Here is a 19,648-nt window from a genome sequence, read left to right on the forward strand (position 1 = left end):
AAAAGCCGGCGAAATTAAAGTCCGGCTTGGGTCTGGGCCGTGCAGCTACAGGTGAAGACGGTTGAGAGAGACCCCGATCATCTCCAGGCCAAGCTCGGCGTCATCCCTCGAGATCGGCAGGTGGCGATCGACCGGCCCGCCGATCCGGCCGACTTGGTAGAAATAGGCCGAAGCCTTGTCGCGAACCGACTGGACGAGCTCGAGATTGGCCTCGATTTCCTCTTTGAAGGCGGCGCCTTCAGGTTCGGGATCCGTGCCGACGCGCCGCGCGAAGACCCGCGCCCAATAAGTGCAGGCCAAAAAGATCGCCAGCGCCTGACGAACATGGCCAGGCCGGGTGACGAGTTGCCAGGGAAGCCCAAGCGGCTTTGCCGCCGACGCCAGATCGCGATAGGCGCGATCGAGCGCCTGCGATCGGGTGATGAGCACCAACCCCGAGGCCCCGTCCCTCGCCGCCTGCAGCAGGCCCGTCAGTTCGTCGCACCAGATTGCGACCGCAGCATCGAGCGTCGTGCGGGTGCGGGTCGGAAACACGACGAAGGCGACGGCAGCACCGGCGATCGAGCCGATCATCGTTTCCTCGAGGCGAAGCTGCAGGAGATGCGGGGTCAGCACGCCCATGAGACTGTAGACCAGCGACAGCACGACGGAGATGAAGAACGTCATCGTCGCATAGGAAACCGCGAGGAAATAGAAGGCGAGAAAGATGCAAAGCGCGCTCAGCGGCAAGACGAGATAGATATTGCCCGCAACCAGCGTGCCGACGACGATGCCGACCACGATACCGAAGAGCGTGCCAGCAGAGCGCTGCAGCGCTTTGACGGCCGTGTCGCCACGCGAGCGTGTGTTGGTGAAAACCAGAAACGCCGCAAGCACTGCCCAGAACCAGCGCTCCCGCGACAGCATCAGTCCGAAGACCATGGCGATGCCGGAGGCAAGCGTGATCTGGATCGCCGCTTTCAGCGCCGGGTCGGCAAACGACGGTTTCCATCGGGTTGCCGAGCCACCTGGTTGTGCCGGCGGCTCTTCGAGATCGGCCGGTGTCAACTTCGCCAGGCTGCGGGCGAGCCTCTGCCGGACGTTTCGAAGCCAGAGCAGCGCCTTCACCGTTTCCTGTCGGCGTGGAGTGGCGTCGCCAAGCCGGGCTATCTCCTCGTCGATCCGTCCGCCGTCGCGCGCCAGCATCGCCTCCACCAGCGCCGGCGGCGGCATCGACTGGAAGCTCACGACGATGACGCTTTCAGCGGCGAGATGCAGGTCGAAGAGGTTGACGACGAGATCGGCGGACGCCACTCCGGGTTCGGGCTCCGGCCGTCGGTTCTCGGTCGGAATGAAGCTCTCGGCCATCAGCACGGCTTCCTTCAGTCGCTCTTCCGCCGTCAGCAGCCTCCGCCGATCGATTTCGGAAAGAACCGGCTTGCGCGCAATCTCCGCCAATTCGAGAAGCATGCGGTCGACACGACGCTGCACGCTCGCCGCAGCGCGCAGCAGGTCACGATAGCGGTCATCCGGCAGCAACCGGGTGCGAACGAGATGCGCAACCGTCGCGGAAACGGCTGCCCCGAAGAACAATGCCGGCAACTGGTCGGCGGTTGGCCGGAGATAGGCGCCAGTAAAGTAGGACATGAAGGCGAACATGCCGACGGCAAAGCCGCGGGGACCGAAGGATCGGCCGTAGACGGCGAGAAAGACGATCAGCAGGAAGACGACGTCCGAGAGGTAGCGATACTCCTCGAGCAACGAGGCGAGCCAGATCATCGAAACGCCGACGAGAACGGCGATAATGCGCGTGAGGCGCTGGCCGGCCACGGTGCGGTCGCGGACTGCCAGCCCGCCTTCAACGGAAAGCGACGCGGCAAGGCCATAGGCCGCCGGCGGCAATGGCGCGATCAGGTAGTGGACCGCCATCAGGATCAGGACGGAAACGACGATCGTCGCGGTAATGCGGGAGGCCTGCCGCAGGCGGGAGAAAGCCGGATCGTTGGCGAGTAGCCAGTCACGTACGCGGGAGCGAAATGCCATCGGACGCCTTTTGCTTGTCTGCGTTCGCCTCAAACGGGCGCCGCCTCGCCGGTTCCTTCCTGCATAACGACAGAAGCGATCTTTGCAAGGCCGATGACGTCCTGGGATGCCCCCGCAAAGCATTGCCGAGCCCTCGGTCGACTGAAGCCTTCGCCTCCATCCAAAGTTTCAGCCAAGCATGCTTTGCCTTGCCGGTTCTGAGTGCTATAGGGCACAGGATTTTTCAGAGAGGAAGGGACATCGCTCCCGCTGTCCCGCATAAGCTACGAGGCATATTCATGGCAAAGATCAAGGTCGCCAATCCGGTCGTCGAGCTCGACGGCGATGAGATGACCCGCATCATCTGGCAGTTCATCAAGGACAAGCTGATCCATCCCTACCTCGACATCGATCTGGAATATTACGACCTCAGCGTCGAAAACCGCGATGCCACCGAAGACCAGGTGACGGTCGACGCCGCCAACGCGATCAAGAAGCACGGCGTCGGCGTCAAATGCGCCACCATCACGCCGGATGAAGCCCGCGTCGAGGAATTCAAGCTGAAGAAGATGTGGAAGTCGCCGAACGGCACGATCCGCAACATCCTCGGCGGCGTCATCTTCCGCGAGCCGATCATCTGCAAGAACGTTCCGCGCCTGGTTCCGGGCTGGACCAAGCCGATCATCGTCGGCCGTCACGCCTTCGGCGACCAGTATCGCGCCACCGACTTCAAGTTCCCCGGCAAGGGCAAGCTGACGATGAAGTTCGTCGGTGAAGACGGCAAGGAAATCGAATACGACGTCTTCGACGCGCCGTCGGCCGGCGTTGCCATGGGCATGTACAACCTCGACGATTCGATCACCGAATTCGCCCGCGCTTCGTTCAACTACGGCCTGCAGCGCAAGGTTCCGGTCTACCTCTCGACCAAGAACACCATCCTCAAGGTCTATGACGGCCGCTTCAAGGACATCTTCCAGAAGGTCTTCGACGAAGAATTCGCCGAGAAGTTCAAGGCCGAGAAGCTGTGGTACGAACACCGCCTGATCGACGACATGGTTGCCTCCGCTCTCAAGTGGTCCGGCGGCTACGTCTGGGCGTGCAAGAACTACGACGGCGACGTGCAGTCCGATATCGTTGCCCAGGGCTTCGGCTCGCTCGGCCTGATGACCTCGGTTCTGATGACGCCGGATGGCAAGACGGTCGAAGCCGAAGCCGCCCACGGCACGGTTACCCGCCACTACCGCCAGCACCAGAAGGGCGAGGAAACCTCGACCAACTCGATCGCCTCGATCTTCGCCTGGACCCGTGGCCTCGCCCACCGCGCCAAGCTCGACGGCAATGCCGAGCTCGCCAAGTTCGCCGACACGCTTGAGAAGGTCTGCGTCGACACCGTCGAAGCCGGCTTCATGACCAAGGACCTGGCGCTCCTCATCGGTCCCGATCAGCCGTGGCTCTCGACCACCGGCTTCCTCGACAAGATCGACGAGAACCTGAAGAAGGCCATGGCCGCCTGATAAGGCGCCAGACCCGAAGTCAACGAAACCCGGCCTCGAGTCGGGTTTCTTTTTGGCTGATCACAATTCCGAATCCCCGATCACCGTTCTGCGGCCTACGCTCGTCTGCGCTAAAGCCGAGAGCGGCAGTCGTTTTCGCAGAATCTCCTAGTGTCTCTGCACAGAGGTTATGACTCTTTGTCCGTTGGTTTTGGGTAGGCTTTGGCCAGTTTGACGCGGGCCTTCTCGGTAGAGAACATCCATTTGATGCGGGCACCACTGGCGTTGCGTCGGCGTTCCCAGGCTGCAACCTCGTCGACGAGGCGGTCGCGGCTTTCGATGCGGCGGTTGAGGCATTGGCGGCGCAGGACGCCGATTTCGATCTCGACCATGTTAAGCCAGCTGGCGTGCTTGGGCGTGTAGTGGAATTCCAGCCTTCTCAGGATTCGGCGCGCCTCATCGGCCGGCAGGGCCTGGTAGAGTGCAGCGGGTGTGTGGGTCGACAGATTGTCGAGCACCACGCGGATGCGCCCGGCTTCGGGATAATGGACATCGACGAGATCGCGCATGCAGTGAGCGAAGTCGTCGGCGGTGCGCCGTTCGGTGACTTTCACCTTGCGCCAGGCTTGGTGCGCGTCGAGGAAGACGAACAGGTTGGCAGTGCCATTGCGCTTGTACTCGCAGTCGTAACGTTCCGGCCTTCCGGGTTCGGCCGGGATCGGCTGGCGCACCTCGCCGATGAGCTGGGTCGGGCTTTCGTCGAAGCACACCACCGGCCGCTGCGGGTCGGAAGCTTCGCCATAGAGATCCAGCACATCCTCCATGCGCGCGACATACTCGGCATCGATCTTGGGAATGCACCACATGTCCTTGCGCCATGGCTTGAGATCATTCTCGGCCAGGCGCCAGCGCACCGTCTCGCGCGACAGCTGTTCGTGCTCGGTCAGCTTGACGAACGCGTCGGCCAGCAGCTCCAGCGTCCAGCGGGCACAGCCCGGCGGCGGGCTGGAGCAGGCGGTGGCCACCAGCAGGGCTTCCTCCTTGCCGGTCAGCTTGCGTTCCGCGCCGAGGCGCAGCTCCTCGCCAAGCGCCGCCTCCAGGCCCATCTCCACGAAGCGACGCTTGGTGCGGTAAACCGTGGAACCGCCGACCGCCACCGTTGCGGCGATGGCCTCGTCGCTGAGCCCCGCGTCGGCGGCGAGCAGGATCTGCGCCCGCTTGAGCTTGCGCGCCGGGTGCTTGCCGCCGCGCAGGATGCTCAAGAGTTCGTTGCGTTCGGGTTGGTCGAGGTCGACACGATGGCGTACATTCATCCGGAAAACCTCCTTCAATTGCGGAGGTTCCGGATGAATCGAAAAATGAATCAATTACTTGACGGGCAGCCGGCAGCGCCACTCCACTTCACCGAAAAGCAGGGCCAGTACCTCGCCTTCATCTGGGCCTATAGCCAAATCAACGAACGGGCGCCGGCCGAACGCGACCTGCAACGCTATTTCGGCGTCACCCCACCATCCGTCCACCAAATGGTGCTCACCCTCGAGCGGGCCGGCTTAATCCGAAGGAAACCCGGTGTCGCCCGCAGCATCGAATTGCTCGTCAACCACAACAGCCTACCCACTCTGCAACCAAACCAACTCGTCAAATCCTCTGTGCAGAGGTACTAGAACATGTCACGACTGTTGCTTCGCGGATCGTCGTCCACGATATGCGGATCGTAGATTCCGTCCCGGGCCTGTCGGCGCCATGGCCGGGCCGGATCGCAAGGATCGTTGCCGATATCGGCCACGACAATCGAAGGCTCGTCTCCAGCGCATCGCACCGCCCATTGGCCGTCGGGAGCAACAATACCCGAGGGAGCGACGAGACCCGGCTGCGCGAGAACGGCGAAACTCGCCCAATAGCGATTACTCGACGCATGCCCTTGCACCTCGGCGGCAAAAGCCAGGTCGATTGGCAAGGAGCCGCCGGTGGTCGAGAACAGGACGCAGTCGACATTTAGCCGCTCGTATTCGATGAAAAGCTCGGGAAAGTGGCACTCGATGCCAAGCGTGCAGCCGAAGCGCACACCGTCGACGTCGAATGTCAGCGGGATCGATCCGGGCGTGTACATGAACGAGATCTTGGTATTCGAAAGCATGCGCTCGTCGTAGCGTGTCGCGACCGTTCCCTTGTCCGAGATTACATACAGGCTGTTATGCGGGCGGTGAGGTTCGGTGAGCGGATGTACAGACCCGAGGACTGTCCATAGGCCGAGTTCCCGCGCCAGCGTTCGCGTGGCATCAAGCTCCTCGCGCAGAACTGTCCAATCGAACCGGCGCCAATCGGATGGACCTATTTCGCGGGGACCGATAGCGGACATAATGCGCTTGTTCGGAAAACATGTCGCTCCCTCCGGAAAATGCACCACGCGGGCTCCTGCCCGATGCGCGTCCCGCATCAGGTGCCGGATTTTCTCCCCGGCAAGGCGAAGTGCAGCCGCGTCGCGGGGGTCATCGAAATAGCCGGATTGCGCCACAGCCAAGCGCAGCGAATTTGATTGGGGCCGCACCCCGGTTGCCTTCGCATCGCGAAGATGCATGAGCGCAGTGGTGTAGGATTCGCCCGTCTTGACTACGCGGGCGCGAACGCGCCGTTTGAAGTTTCGGTTTTCAGTCATAGCAAGGCCTTTCGCGTCTCGGGCAGTTCCCCAGCAACCGGACCCGAAACGGTGGGACCGAAATTGCGACCCGAGACTGAAGTCCCTTTGCCTCCGTGGAAGGACCGTGCTGGGGACGATCGTTGGAGGTTCGGCGCAGGCCACGCCGAACCAAAGGTGCCGCTGAGCCGCCGATTCGTCAATTCCAACGCGGCGACCCGACGCCTGTCATCATTTCAACGGCAAATAGATCTCGCTCAACAATTCCGTCGGCGGAACCTCGCGCGGATTGTTGAGATATTTCTCGAACATCAGGCTGTCGCGGATTTCGCGGCCCGATTGCGGCAGCCAGGTGCCGTAGAGCCATTGATAGGCCTTCGGCATATCCGCATAGGGACCCTTGTGGCGCAGCACGGCGTAGCGGCCGCCGTCGAGGTGCTGCGGCGTCAGCGGCGCTTCCACCGGGACCGGCGTGCGAGCGCTGACGCAGGCGAAGGAACGCAGCTTTTCCGTCGACACCAGTTCCGGATCGTCGAGATAGATGCCGATCATTTCCATGTCCGGCCGGAACTGCTTGCGTGAAAACAGGGTGCCGTAGAGCGTCTCGAACGCCTTGCCGATCTCCATATAGGAGCCGCTATGGGCGATGCCGACGAGGTCGAAGGCGTCAATGTCCTTGAGGGTGACTTCATACATATCCGTAATTCCTTCCGTTGAGGCGGTTTCAAAGGCAACATGGCTGCCCTCCTTGCGGTAGCGCGCCGGCGGCAACCCGTAGGCAGCCTTGAAGGTGCGATTGAAGGATTGGAGATTGGGGTAGCCAGAGCGTCGCGCGACCGCTTCGACGGGAAGGTCGGACTGGGCAAGATCGGCCGCGGCCCGCTGCAGCCGCAGCCGCTTCACCGTGGCCGCCAGCGTCTCGCCATGAACGGCCCGGTAGATCCGGTGCCAATGATGCGGCGACAGGCAGGCGATCTCGGAAAGACGATCGAGGTCGAGATCGCCGTCGAGATGCGCGTAAATATAGGCCGAGACGCGGTGGAGCCGCCCCTCGTAGATTGCCCATGCGCCTTCACCCATGTCGTGCTCCCTGTCGAAACTCTCGCGTTTCGCTCGAAACCCTTCAAATCACAGATCGATTTGACAAATCCTGCGGACCTCTGCCGCGCTCGCTTGTGCCGCATCGCGACTCAGATAGGCTGAGCATGCCCGCCATGTTTGTTCCAGCCAACGCGGTGCCTCTGGAGAGTCCGATGCCCGATTCTCTTGTTCCGAAAACGGTCAGCGTTCTTGCGGAGGGATATGGATTTGTCCGCTTCAAGACAGACGCGCTCGCTGGTTTGACCGTCGCGATCGTCGCACTGCCGCTCTCCATGGCGATCGCGATCGCCTCGGGGGTGACGCCCGACCGCGGGCTCTATACCGCGATCGTCGGCGGCTTCCTCGTTTCGCTTCTCGGTGGCAGCCGGGTGCAGATCGGCGGTCCGGCAGGGGCCTTCATCGTGCTCGTTGCGGCAACCGGTGCCCGGCACGGCCTCGACGGCCTGTTGCTCGCGACGGCGATGGCCGGGATCATGCTGATTGCGGCAGGCTATCTCCGGCTCGGGCAATACATCAAGTTCATACCCTACCCCGTCACGGTCGGCTTCACCGCAGGCATTGCCGTCATCATCTTCGCCAGCCAGTTGCGCGACCTTTTCGGCCTGACGCTCGCCGGCCCCGAGCCCGGTCCGATCGTCGACAAGGTCGTGGTCCTCGCCCACGCCGCCGGTACGGTCAACGGGGCAGCGGTGCTGACGGCGGGCCTGACCATCGGCATCATTCTCGGCCTGCGTCGGTTGAGACCGCATTGGCCCGGCATGCTGATCGCCGTGGCCGCGGCATCGGCCTTCGTCGCCCTCCTGCAACTCCCGACAGAAACGATCGGCACGCGGTTCGGCGGCATTCCGCGCGGCCTGCCGCTTCCCGCCCTGCCGCCGCTTTCGCTCGAAAAGGCAACGGCTGTCTTTCCGGATGCGGTTTCGTTCGCTCTGCTCGGTGCGATCGAGTCGCTGTTGTCGGCCGTCGTTGCCGACGGCATGACGGGGCGCAGGCATCGCTCCAGCGTCGAGTTGGTAGCCCAGGGCATCGCGAATATCGGTTCCGCGCTCTTCGGCGGCATCTGCGTCACCGGCACGATCGCGCGAACGGCGACGAATGTCCGGGCCGGCGCCACCAGCCCGGTCGCCGGCATGCTGCATTCCGTCTTTCTGCTGCTCTTCATGCTCCTGGCGGCGCCGCTCGCAAGCTATATCCCGCTCGCCTCGCTTGCCGGCGTGCTCGCGATCGTTGCCTGGAACATGATCGAGAAGCCGGCTTTCATGGCGCTGCTGCGCTCCTCCTACGGCGACGCGGTCGTCCTGCTCGCAACCTTCCTCATCGTCGTCTTCCGCGAGTTGACGGAAGGCATCGTCATCGGTTTCGCGCTGGGCGCGGTTCTCTTCATCGATCGCATGGCAAAGAGCATCTCCATCGGTGAAACCAAACCGCTGGCGCCCAGCAAATTGGAGAACAGCGAGGAGGAACATCCCCTCATCGCCGACGATCCGGATACGGTGATCTATCGGATATCCGGGATCTTCTTCTTCGGCTCGGCCGCAACCGTCGGGACCGTCCTCGACCGCATCGCCGACCAGCGGCAGAATTTCGTCCTCGATTGCTCGGAAGTGCCTTTCATGGATTCGACCGCCGCCAACGTCATCGAGGGAACGCTGCGGAAAGCCGAGAGGACGGGGGTTCGATTCATCATCACGGGCGCGAGGTCACAGGTGCGCCGCACGCTCTACCAGCATGACGTCCGGCCGCCGCGTGTTCTGATGCGCCCCTCCGTCGCGGCGGCGCTCCAGACCATCCGGAGTGAAAAGGCCGCAAGCGAAAAGGCGGCATAAAAAAGGGCGCCCGCAGCGCCCTTTTCATGGTTCCCTATGGACGCTCAGCCCGCCAGCGCTACCGCGACGGCCTCAATGGCCTCCGCCGCGCGGCCGCCATCCGGACCGCCGGCCTGCGCCATGTCCGGGCGCCCGCCGCCGCCCTTGCCGCCGAGGGCGGCAGAAGCCACGCGCACCAGGTCGACGGCGCTGAGCTTCGAGGTCAGGTCGTCGGTGACGGCCACGACGGCGCTCGCCTTGCCGTCGCCGGAAACGCCGACGAAGGCGACGACGCCGGAGCCGAGGCTCTTCTTGCCATCGTCAGCAAGGCTCTTCAGGTCCTTGGGCTCGACGCCCGAGACGACCTTGCCGAGGAAGCGAACGCCGGCGATATCACGGGCCGCATCGGCGGAGCCCGCCTCGCCGCCACCGCCGAGCGCCAGTTTCTTTTTCGCCTCGGTCAGTTCGCGTTCCAGCTTGCGGCGCTCGTCGAGCAGCGCCTCGACGCGGCCGAGCACATCGGCCGGCTGAACCTTCAACGTGTTGGCAAGCGTCTTCACACGCTCGTCCTGCTCGTTGAGATAGGCGCGCGCGGCTTCGCCGGTCAGCGCCTCGATGCGGCGAACGCCGGCGCCGACGGCGCTTTCCGAGACGACGCGGACGAGGCCGATGTCACCGGTGGCCGACACGTGCGTGCCGCCGCAGAGCTCGACCGAGTAAGGCCGGTTCGCCTTGGAACCGTGAATACCGCGGCCCATTGAAACGACGCGGACCTCGTCGCCATACTTCTCGCCAAAGAGCGCCATGGCGCCCTCGGCGATCGCATCGTCGACGCTCATCAGGCGCGTGGTCACCGGTGTGTTCTGCACGATGATCTCGTTGGCCATCTCTTCCACGACCTTCAGCTCCTGCGCCGTCATCGGCTTCGGATGCGAAACGTCGAAGCGCAGCCGCTCCGGTGCCACCAGCGAGCCCTTCTGGGCGACATGGGTGCCGAGCACTTCACGAAGCGCTTCGTGCAGCAGGTGGGTTGCCGAATGGTTGGCGCGAAGGCGCGAGCGGCGCGCATGATCGACATCGAGCTGGGCGGCGTCGCCCGTCTTGATCGAACCTTCGGCGACGACGGCGTAGTGGACGAAGAGCCCCTCGCCGCGCTTCTGCGTATCCGTCACGGTGAGCTTGCCGCCTTCGGTGGTGATCGTACCGGTGTCGCCCATCTGGCCACCCGATTCGCCGTAGAACGGCGTCTGGTTGAGCACCACCTGGACGGTGTCGCCCTTGGCCGCGGAAGCGACGACGGCGCCATCGCGCACGATCGCCTGAATCACGCCTTCGGCCGTCTCGGTGTCATAACCGAGGAAGTCGGTTGCACCGTGCTTTTCCTTGAGCTCAAACCAGATCGTTTCGGTCGCAGCCTCGCCGGAACCGGCCCAGTTGGCGCGCGCTTCGGCCTTCTGCCGTTCCATCGCTGCCGAAAAGGCGTCGGTGTCGACCGTGATGCCCTTGGCTCGCAGCGCATCCTGGGTCAGGTCGAGCGGGAAGCCGTAGGTGTCATAAAGCTTGAAGGCGGTCTCGCCACTGAACTGGTCGCCTTCGGAAAGGTCGGCCGAGGCGTCGGACAAGAGGTTGAGGCCGCGTTCCAGCGTCTTGCGGAAACGGGTTTCCTCAAGCTTCAGCGTCTCGGAAATCAGCGCTTCGGCGCGCATCAGCTCCGGATAGGCGCGGCCCATCTGGCCGACGAGCGCCGGCAGGAGCTTCCACATCAACGGATCCTGCGCACCGAGCAGCTGGGCGTGGCGCATGGCGCGGCGCATGATGCGGCGCAGAACGTAGCCGCGGCCTTCGTTCGACGGCAGCACGCCATCGGCGATCAGGAAGGCGGACGAACGCAGGTGGTCGGCGATCACGCGGTGGCTGGCGCGGCGGTCACCTTCGGCCTTGACGCCGGTTGCTTCTTCCGAAGCGGCAATCAGCGCGCGGAAAAGGTCGATGTCGTAGTTGTCGTGTTCGCCCTGGAGGACAGCGGCCAGACGCTCGAGACCCATGCCGGTGTCGATCGACGGACGCGGCAGATCGACCCGCTCTTCCTTGGTGACCTGCTCGTACTGCATGAAAACGAGGTTCCAGATCTCGATGAAGCGGTCGCCGTCTTCATTGGCCGAGCCGGGCGGTCCGCCCCAGATCTGGTCGCCGTGGTCATAGAAGATTTCCGAGCATGGACCGCAGGGGCCGGTATCACCCATGGCCCAGAAATTGTCGCTGGTCGGGATGCGGATGATGCGATCGTCGGAGAAGCCGGCGATCTTCTTCCAGAGATCGAAGGCTTCGTCGTCGGTGTGGTAGACGGTGACCAGCAGGCGCTTGGCGTCGAGGCCGTATTCCTTGGTGATCAGGTTCCAGGCAAGCTCGATGGCGTTCGCCTTGAAGTAATCGCCGAAGGAGAAGTTGCCGAGCATCTCGAAGAAGGTGTGGTGACGCGCAGTGTAGCCGACATTGTCGAGGTCGTTGTGCTTGCCGCCGGCGCGCACGCATTTCTGCGCGGTCACGGCCGTCGAATAGGGACGCTGCTCCAGCCCGGTGAAGACGTTCTTAAACTGCACCATGCCGGCATTGGTGAACATCAATGTCGGGTCGTTGCGCGGCACCAACGGGCTCGACGACACGACCTCATGACCGTTCCTGCGGAAATAGTCGAGAAAGGTCGACCGGATTTCATTCACGCCGCTCATCTTGCGTCCTATTCTTAGCACCAATTCCGGCCCGGCCGCGGCCATCGCCGCGCCATCAGCCGTTGTCCTTAAACCCCGCAGCCACCCATAATGGCCGCGCCCTCCAACGCCCTCGGTCGCCGGAACCAAAGGCTTTTATCGTTCACGTACCATACTGTCCAGACGGCAGCAAAAAACCGGCCGCCATGGGACGACCGGTTTCCTGGCAGCTTCCGTGGGCCGCAGCGGCTTACGCTTCGGGAGCCTCGTCGCCGTCGTCCGCTTCCGGACCGCCGTTTTCGAGGAACCGATCGGCGATCAGGCCGGCGTTCTGGCGAAGCGCCATCTCGATCTCGCGGGCGAGATCCGGATTGTCGCGCAGGAACAGCTTGGCATTTTCACGGCCCTGGCCGAGGCGCTGGCTGTTGTAGGAGAACCAGGCACCCGACTTCTCGACGATGCCGGCCTTGACGCCGAGGTCGACGAGTTCGCCGGTCTTCGATACGCCCTCACCATACATGATGTCGAATTCGACCTGCTTGAAGGGAGGCGCCATCTTGTTCTTGACGACCTTGACGCGGGTCTGGTTGCCGACGACCTCTTCGCGCTCCTTGACCGAGCCGATGCGGCGGATGTCGAGGCGAACCGAAGCGTAGAACTTCAGCGCGTTGCCGCCGGTGGTGGTTTCCGGCGAACCGAACATGACGCCGATCTTCATGCGGATCTGGTTGATGAAGATGACCATGCAGTTCGACTTGGAGATCGAAGCGGTCAGCTTGCGCAGCGCCTGGCTCATCAGGCGAGCCTGCATGCCCGGCAGGTTGTCGCCCATTTCGCCTTCGATTTCGGCGCGCGGCACGAGCGCTGCAACCGAGTCGACGACGAGCACGTCGATCGCGCCCGAGCGCACCAGCGTGTCGGTGATTTCCAGTGCCTGCTCACCGGTGTCCGGCTGAGAGATCAGGAGGTTTTCGAGATCGACGCCGAGCTTGCGGGCGTAAACCGGATCGAGCGCGTGTTCGGCGTCGACGAAGGCGCAGATGCCGCCCTTCTTCTGTGCTTCCGCGACGGTCTGCAGCGCCAGCGTCGTCTTGCCCGAGCTTTCCGGGCCGTAGATTTCAATGATGCGGCCCTTCGGCAGGCCGCCAATGCCGAGCGCGATATCGAGGCTCAACGAACCCGTCGATACCGTCTCGATCTCGATGATGCTGTCCTTCCCACCGAGCTTCATGATCGATCCCTTGCCGAACGACCGTTCGATCTGGGAAAGTGCCGCCTCAAGTGCCTTGCTTTTATCCACCGATTTGTCCTCTACGAGCCGCAAAGAGTTTTGTGCCATTTGGTCCACCTTTAGGTTATTGAAGCTACCGAGGCAATGAAGCCGCCGCAGGAGTTTTTGTACATGTTTTGTTCCGTATTTGCAAGGGCAGAACAACACATTGAAAAACAATCATTATCTTGGTTTCGTTCCTTTCATGTTCACGGATTGAAACCATAGGTTCTGAAATGCGCGCGCCACGCCTTCGAACCTGCCCGGCAAGGCTGAGCCGATTCGCCTGAGACGGAGACACCGGACGCACCGGTCCCTTGGAATTCGCGCCTCGGCCATTGCAGAAAGCCAACAGATTTTTCGGCCGAAGGGCCAAGCAGAGGAACATTCATGACGGAAGCTGAAATCGCCGTTTTCGGTGGTGCGCATATCGACAGGCGCGGCCGGATATCGGGCGCGACCGCACCGGGTTCCAGCAATCCCGGCACCTGGTTCGAGGAGGCCGGCGGCGGCGGCTTCAACGCGGCCCGCAACCTTGCTCGCCTTGGCCACGGGGTGTGCATGATCAGCACCCGTGGCGGCGATGCCGCCGGCGAAATGGTGACGGCGGCGGCGGCCGCGGCCGGCGTCATCGACAGCCCCCTCACCTTTCTCGATCGCCAGACGCCGAGCTACACGGCGATCCTCGAAAACGACGGCAACCTGGTCATCGCGCTCGCGGACATGGAGCTCTACCGGCTGTTCTCGCCGCGGCAATTGCAACGCCGCGCGTTCCGCGATGTCGTCGCCGCGAGCAAGCTGGTGCTCACGGATGCCAACCTGCCGGAAGAAACGATCGCCGCCCTGGTGCAGTCGGCCGCAGGCAACGGGCGCCTCGTCGCCGGCATTGCCGTGTCGCCCGCCAAGGTCATCCGCTACCGGCCGTGCCTCCCGCACCTCTCGTTCCTGTTCCTGAACGAAGCCGAGGCACGGGCGCTGACCGGCAAGGAGACGACCGAGGCGGAGGAATGGCCGTCGTTGCTGAGAGACGTGGGCCTCAAGGGCGGTGTCGTGACGCGCGGCGGCCGCGCGGTCGTCGCTTTTGACGACAATGGCGCCTGCGTTGCCGTTCCGCCGGCGCTTCCGGCACTTGCCGATGTCACCGGGGCGGGCGACGCGCTTGCCTCCGGCTTCCTTTCCGCGCGCCTCGCCGGCCGCGATCTTGCCGAGTGCCTGCGGCACGGCATCGCAGCCGCCGGAATCACGTTGCGCTCTCCCTTGGCCGCATCCGAAGAGATGTCCGCGGCCAATCTCGAACAGGCGCTGGCCCTTGTGCCGGCGCCCCAAATGCTGTCATGACAATTGCCAGCAGAACTCCCAAGGAACGACCATGACCAAACCCGCTTCTCCCTCCCTGCCGATGGAATTTTCCGACGAGGTCGCCGCCGCCAAGGCGCGTGGCGCGCCGATCGTGGCGCTGGAATCGACCATCATCACCCATGGCATGCCCTATCCGGGCAACCTGAACATGGCCCGCAGCGTCGAAGCGATCATCCGTGAACAGGGTGCCGTGCCGGCAACGATCGCCGTCATCCATGGCGTGCTGCATATCGGCCTCGATGACGCCAAGCTCGAAGAACTGGCGAAGACCCAGGGCGCGATGAAGGTCTCGCGCGCCGACCTCGCCTTCGCGATCGCCGAACGCCGCACCGGCGCGACCACTGTCGCCGCGACCATGATTGCCGCGGCCCGCGCCGGCATCCGCGTCTTCGCGACCGGCGGCATCGGTGGCGTGCATCGCGGCGCCGAACTCAGCTTCGACATCTCCGCCGACCTCGACGAACTCGCCCGCACCGCCGTCATCGTCGTCTGCGCCGGCGCCAAGGCGATCCTCGACATCCCGAAGACGCTCGAAGTCCTGGAAACCCGCGGCGTACCCGTCGTCACCTACGACAGCGAAGTCTTCCCGGCCTTCTGGTCGCGCGATTCCGGCCTCAAGAGCCCGCTGATGCTGAACAGCCCGGCGGCGATCGCCAACTTCCAGAACATGCGCGAGCTGCTCGGCGTCGACGGCGGCATGCTGGTCGCCAATCCGGTCCCGGCAGAAAGCGAAATCCCGCGCGAAGAGATGGAAATCTACATCGCCCGCGCGCTCGACAATGCCGAAAGCGACGAGATCACCGGCAAGGCCGTCACGCCCTACCTGCTCGACAATCTCTTCCACATGACCGAAGGCCGTAGCCTCGAGACCAACATCGCGCTGGTCGAGAACAATGCGCGGCTTGCCGGCGAGATCGCGGTCGCGTTGAACGCCAAGTAACTTCTCTCCGCAAAGACGCGGATAATTTGAGAAGCCCGGCACGCAAGCGCCGGGCTTCTACATTGGCGAAGGTTCAGTATGCGTCGGAAGTTTGATCAGCCGCCTGGTGTTGCCTGCGTTGCCTGCCGCTCGGTGATCGCGGCACTCGGTTCTCGCCGCCACACATTATGAGACGATCACTATGAGACGATCACTCCTGGGCGTTTACAGACGGCGCACCGATCGACATGGCGAACGCGCTCGGTCGCGATGTCCGAGGTCGTCGATCTTCACCCTGATCTTGATGAGATCGCCGACCTTCCTTCCGGCTGGTCGGCAACGCGCGCCGCAGGTGGCGCGCCTTGGCTAAGACAGAAGGGCGATTGTGTTCCATCCGCCTAACGATGGGAGCATCCAAGCATCGATCCGGATCGCCCCTTGAATCTGCGGCCCTAATTCAGGAGTCCAGCATCTCGCGCACCGCGACCGCAAGCTGCTTCAGCGAGAACGGTTTTGGCAGGAAGCCGAACTTGGCATCCGCCGGCAGGTTGCGGGCAAAGGCGTCTTCGGCATAGCCGGAAACGAAGATGAACTTCAGGTCCGGATACTTCTTCCTGAGTTCGCTGAGAAGCGTCGGCCCGTCCATCTCCGGCATCACCACGTCCGAAACGACAATGTCGACCGCACCGTCGAGCTCATCCATGATATCGAGCGCCTCGACGCCGGAACCGGCCTCGTAGACCGTGTAACCGCGCGTTTCCAGCATGCGCTTGCCGCCGCGGCGCACCGCCTCCTCGTCCTCAACGAGCAGGACGACGGCTGAATCCCCCGTGAGATCCGCCGGCTCCTCGGCTTTTGCCGTCGGTACCGCAGCCACCTGCGCCGCCGGCGCTGGTGCGGCCTCCGCCGTTACGGTCGCCGTCTCGGCCCCTTCGGACGCAGCCGGTGCCTCCACGTGGCGCGGCAGCAGGATGCGGAAGGTGGTGCCTTTGCCGACTTCCGATTCCGGATAGATGTAACCACCCGACTGCTTGACGATGCCATAGACCATCGACAGGCCGAGGCCGGTGCCCTTGCCGACTTCCTTGGTGGTGAAGAACGGCTCGAAGATCTTGTCGAGGATCTCCGGCGGGATGCCGGTCCCCTGGTCGGCGACCTCGACCATCACGAAATCCTCGTCCGGCAACTCGCGTCGTCCGAAGGCCGCAACCTCGGCGGCGGGCAGGTTGCGCGTCCGAAGCGTGATCGTGCCGCCCTCGGGCATGGCGTCGCGGGCATTGACCGCCAGGTTCAAGAGCACCTGTTCGAACTGGCCGAGATCGGTCCTGACGGGCCAAAGATCGCGGCCATAATCGACCTCGACCTTGACGTTGGTTCCGGTCATGCGGTCGACCAGCATGCGCAGGTCGCCGATCACATCCGTCATGTTGAGCACCGTCGGCCGCATCGTCTGCTTGCGCGAGAAGGCAAGCAACTGTCGCACGAGAACCGCGGCGCGGTTGGCGTTGCGCTTGATCTCCATGAGATCGGCAAAGCTCGGGTCTGCCGGGCGGGCCGACAGAAGCAGGTGGTCGGACGAGAGCAGGATCGCCGTCAGCACGTTGTTGAAGTCGTGCGCGATGCCGCCGGCGAGCGTGCCCACGGCGTTCATCTTCTGGGTCTGCGCCATCTGGTTCTCGAGCGCCTTCTGCTCGGTGATTTCAAGCGCATAGATGATCGCCGCTTCCTCCGGCGACTGATCGCTCTGGTCGATCACGGCATTGACGTAGAAGCGGAAGTGGCGCTCTCCGTCCGTCGGGTGCAGCGCATCGATCGGCGCGATGTCGCCCTGCCGATCCTTCGCTGCTGCCAGCGCCTCGTGCAGGCGGCCCTTCTCGTTCTCGTGGACCACGGCCTCGATCAGCGCTCCGCGCTCGACGTCGTCCTGCGAGACGAGGCCGGAGAAGAGCTTCAGGAACGGCGCATTGGTGCGCAGGATCCGGCCATTGCCGTCGACCGAGGCGATCGCCATCGGCGTGTTGTTGAAGAAGCGGGTAAAGCGCATGGCGGCGCTGGACGCCGATTGCTCGTTGTCCTCGCCGCCTTCGCGCGACATCACGATGGTGCGGCTTTCGCCAGGCGCCCCGTCGCGCGTCGAGGAGACGCGGTGGATCATGCGCACCGGCAGGCTCTGGCCGTTCATCTTGCGCAGATCGAGGTCGAGCATCTTCGTTTTCTTCAGGCCGGGCTCGGCCTGTACGGCCTGGACGAGCGTCAGCCCCTCGCCGGCCACCAGGTCGCCGATGCTGATCGAGCCCGGCTGGAACTTGGTCAGGTCGATACCGAGCCAATCGGCCAAGGTGGCGTTGATGTAGAAGATCTCGCCCTTGCGCCCGGCGGAGAAGAAGCCGGCCGGCGCGTGGTCGAGATAGTCGATCGCGTTCTGCAATTCCTTGAAGAAGCGCTCCTGATCGTCGCGCTCCGCCGTGATGTCGGCGATCTGCCAGAGATAGAGCGGATTGCGTGCGTTGTCTTCGAGCGGCAGCACCCGCGCCTTCAAGCGGAACCAATGGGCGCCGGAACCGCTGGAGGTGGTGGTCGCCAGCGGCTTCAGCAGGCGAAATTCCTCATGCCCCTGCTTGCCCTCGTGCAGACCGTTGGTCAGCCGGTAGATCGCCTCCGTCGCCTCGCGGTTGCGCGACAGGATGGTTTCGAGCGACTGGATGCCGGCGGCGCTCTTGGCGCCTGTCAAAGCGCCATAGGCCGCATTGGCGTAGATGATCCGGCCCTTGCGGTCGGTGACGATGGTGCCGTCCTCATGCGCATCGAGAAAGGCGCGTGCCAGCTCGTCCGGGCGCGACTGCGGCATGACCTCGATGAAACCGATGACGGAGGAAACGAGGAAGAAGATGCCGACCATGGCAAGAACGCCGAGGATGCCGAGAACGATCTCGTTGTCCATCTCGTTCTTGAAGATCACGAAGGCGATGGCCGATACAGTGAGGACGATCGCGAGCAGAACGATCCGCAGCACGGTGCCCGGCCTGACGCCACGGTCAACAACCGGCATCTGGTAGTCGCCTGACTGCCGCAATTTCGTCATCGGGTCCTCTTATGCGGCCGGCGCCGCGCGCCGGCGCGGCCCAGCCCTTCCGGCCGGCATCCGCAAGATCCGCCGGGCGAAATCGGCCATTCCCGACACGCCCTCGATCACTCGGACAAGAATCATCTTTAACAATCAGAGATAACAGCAAAAAGCACCTCGGCGGAAGCATTGCCGCCAATTCACAGGGAATGTCGGCGAAGTCCTTGTCCGAGCCCGAAAAAAGCCGTCAAATACTGGCACTCGAAAGGCAGAAGGAGCTCAGCCTATGATGGAAACGATCATCGCCGACAACGGCAGCCGGTTCGTCATTGCCGCCGCAGCCGTCGCGATCGGACTTCTGTGCCTCGTGATCGTGCTCTGGATCATGCGCAACCGCCCCTCCTCGCCCTTCATTCGCGGCGGCAAGAACCGCCAGCCCAGGCTTGCCGTGCTCGATGCCGCCGCCGTCGACACCCGCCGCCGTCTGGTCCTCGTGCGCCGAGACGATGTCGAACATCTGATCATGATCGGCGGTCCGACGGATATCGTCATCGAGAGCCGGATCGGAAGCGCCGAGGAGCGCGCGCCCGTTGCGGAACGCAAAGTTGCTGAGCCGACGGGAGTGGAGAGCCGACCGGCAGCCAGGGAGCTTCCGCAGCAAACGGCACCTTCACCTCAATCCGAGCCCGTCGCTGCGGTCACGCCGGTGCAGCCCGTCGCCCGACCGCAAGAACAACCGGCCACCCGTGTCGAGCCGGCCGCGCCGCCGCGCGTCGTCGCCGAGCAGCGCCCGGTGGCGGCCCCCGGGGTCACGGCTGAACAGCGTCCGCTTGTCCGTCCGTCCGTGCAGCCGTCCCAGGAGAGCCCGGCCGTGGCGACCGCTTCGGCACCCCAGGCAAACTTCGATGTATCCTTGGACAGGCCCATTGCGGCGGCTCAGCAGGTCCAGACGCAGCCAATCCCGTCGCAGCCCATGCAGGTGCAGCGCCCGGCCCCCTCCGTCCAACAGCCGCAGCCGGCGCCGACGGCCGGGCTCACGGACTTCGAGCGCCTGCTTGATGCGGAGATCAGCGGCGACCTCCAGCGCCTTGGCCAGGGCCCGGTTGCCGCTTCGGGCATGGTCGCCCCGGAGAGCCGCTCCCTGACGCCATCCGGCCGGCAGGAGCCGATGCTTGGCACGCCCAGTGCCGACGGCGGCCGCAGGGAACCGACCATCGAAGAAGAGATGAACCGCATGCTGGCCGATATCTCGGCTGGCCGGAAGCCGTAGCTTCCGCTCTCAGGTGTGTCGTC

13 protein-coding genes are annotated in these 19,648 nt (G+C 63.8%); 6 read left to right on the forward strand and 7 right to left on the reverse strand.

Features of this window, described 5'->3' with window-relative positions; genetic code table 11:
- Window positions 1-45: 45 nt before the first annotated feature.
- Window positions 46-2,022 (reverse strand): FUSC family protein, encoded by a 1,977-nt coding sequence (locus ACQ5BM_RS21240; RefSeq protein ID WP_429815512.1) that lies wholly within the window; start codon window positions 2,020-2,022, stop codon window positions 46-48.
- Window positions 2,023-2,300: 278 nt separating this feature from the next.
- Between ACQ5BM_RS21240 and ACQ5BM_RS21245 the strand changes: the two genes are divergently transcribed.
- Window positions 2,301-3,515, forward strand: coding sequence for an NADP-dependent isocitrate dehydrogenase (locus ACQ5BM_RS21245; protein ID WP_429815515.1), 1,215 nt, complete (start codon window positions 2,301-2,303; stop codon window positions 3,513-3,515).
- A gap of 167 nt (window positions 3,516-3,682) precedes the next feature.
- On the opposite strand, the gene ACQ5BM_RS21250 is transcribed toward ACQ5BM_RS21245, so the two are convergent.
- Window positions 3,683-4,807, reverse strand: coding sequence for an IS630 family transposase (locus ACQ5BM_RS21250; RefSeq protein WP_429815518.1), 1,125 nt, complete (start codon window positions 4,805-4,807; stop codon window positions 3,683-3,685).
- Window positions 4,808-4,840: 33 nt separating this feature from the next.
- Between ACQ5BM_RS21250 and ACQ5BM_RS21255 the strand changes: the two genes are divergently transcribed.
- On the forward strand, window positions 4,841-5,158 hold the full coding sequence (locus tag ACQ5BM_RS21255; protein ID WP_429815520.1) for a LexA family protein: 318 nt from the start codon (window positions 4,841-4,843) through the stop codon (window positions 5,156-5,158).
- On the opposite strand, the gene ACQ5BM_RS21260 is transcribed toward ACQ5BM_RS21255, so the two are convergent.
- Window positions 5,155-6,150 carry a carbon-nitrogen hydrolase family protein gene (locus ACQ5BM_RS21260; protein ID WP_429815954.1) on the reverse strand — a complete coding sequence of 332 codons (996 nt, stop codon included), beginning with the start codon at window positions 6,148-6,150 and terminating at the stop codon, window positions 5,155-5,157. The genes ACQ5BM_RS21255 and ACQ5BM_RS21260 overlap by 4 nt on opposite strands.
- A 210-nt stretch (window positions 6,151-6,360) precedes the next feature.
- Window positions 6,361-7,209 carry an AraC family transcriptional regulator gene (locus ACQ5BM_RS21265; protein WP_429815522.1) on the reverse strand — a complete coding sequence of 283 codons (849 nt, stop codon included), beginning with the start codon at window positions 7,207-7,209 and terminating at the stop codon, window positions 6,361-6,363.
- Between the two features lie 173 nt (window positions 7,210-7,382).
- On the opposite strand from ACQ5BM_RS21265, the gene ACQ5BM_RS21270 reads away from it, so the two are divergent.
- The gene (locus ACQ5BM_RS21270) at window positions 7,383-9,056 is read left to right on the forward strand and encodes a SulP family inorganic anion transporter (protein ID WP_429815524.1); all 1,674 of its coding nucleotides are present in this window, start codon (window positions 7,383-7,385) and stop codon (window positions 9,054-9,056) included.
- Between the two features lie 44 nt (window positions 9,057-9,100).
- Here ACQ5BM_RS21270 and alaS read toward each other — a convergent pair whose 3' ends face one another.
- Entirely contained in the window at window positions 9,101-11,764 is a 2,664-nt protein-coding gene (alaS, locus tag ACQ5BM_RS21275; RefSeq protein ID WP_429815527.1) for an alanine--tRNA ligase, read from the reverse strand.
- Window positions 11,765-11,993: 229 nt separating this feature from the next.
- Window positions 11,994-13,082: a recombinase RecA gene (gene recA / locus ACQ5BM_RS21280; RefSeq protein ID WP_173516638.1), complete on the reverse strand. Its 1,089-nt coding sequence runs from the start codon at window positions 13,080-13,082 to the stop codon at window positions 11,994-11,996.
- 321 nt (window positions 13,083-13,403) lie between these two features.
- Between recA and ACQ5BM_RS21285 the strand changes: the two genes are divergently transcribed.
- Together ACQ5BM_RS21285 and ACQ5BM_RS21290 are read left to right on the forward strand one after the other, a co-directional pair.
- Complete coding sequence (locus tag ACQ5BM_RS21285; RefSeq protein WP_429815530.1) at window positions 13,404-14,351, forward strand: carbohydrate kinase family protein; 948 nt, start codon at window positions 13,404-13,406, stop codon at window positions 14,349-14,351.
- Between the two features lie 31 nt (window positions 14,352-14,382).
- On the forward strand, window positions 14,383-15,312 hold the full coding sequence (locus ACQ5BM_RS21290; RefSeq protein WP_429815533.1) for a pseudouridine-5'-phosphate glycosidase: 930 nt from the start codon (window positions 14,383-14,385) through the stop codon (window positions 15,310-15,312).
- Window positions 15,313-15,748: 436 nt separating this feature from the next.
- Here ACQ5BM_RS21290 and cckA read toward each other — a convergent pair whose 3' ends face one another.
- Window positions 15,749-18,373: a cell cycle histidine kinase CckA gene (cckA, locus tag ACQ5BM_RS21295; RefSeq protein WP_429815536.1), complete on the reverse strand. Its 2,625-nt coding sequence runs from the start codon at window positions 18,371-18,373 to the stop codon at window positions 15,749-15,751.
- A gap of 268 nt (window positions 18,374-18,641) precedes the next feature.
- Here cckA and ACQ5BM_RS21300 point away from each other — a divergent pair, with 268 nt between their 5' ends.
- A complete protein-coding gene (locus tag ACQ5BM_RS21300; protein ID WP_429815539.1) occupies window positions 18,642-19,625 on the forward strand; it encodes a flagellar biosynthetic protein FliO in 984 nt (327 codons plus the stop codon).
- The last annotated feature ends 23 nt before the right edge of the window (window positions 19,626-19,648 follow it).

The organism is Ensifer sp. B1-9, assembly GCF_050474445.1.
GTDB lineage: Bacteria > Pseudomonadota > Alphaproteobacteria > Rhizobiales > Rhizobiaceae > Ensifer.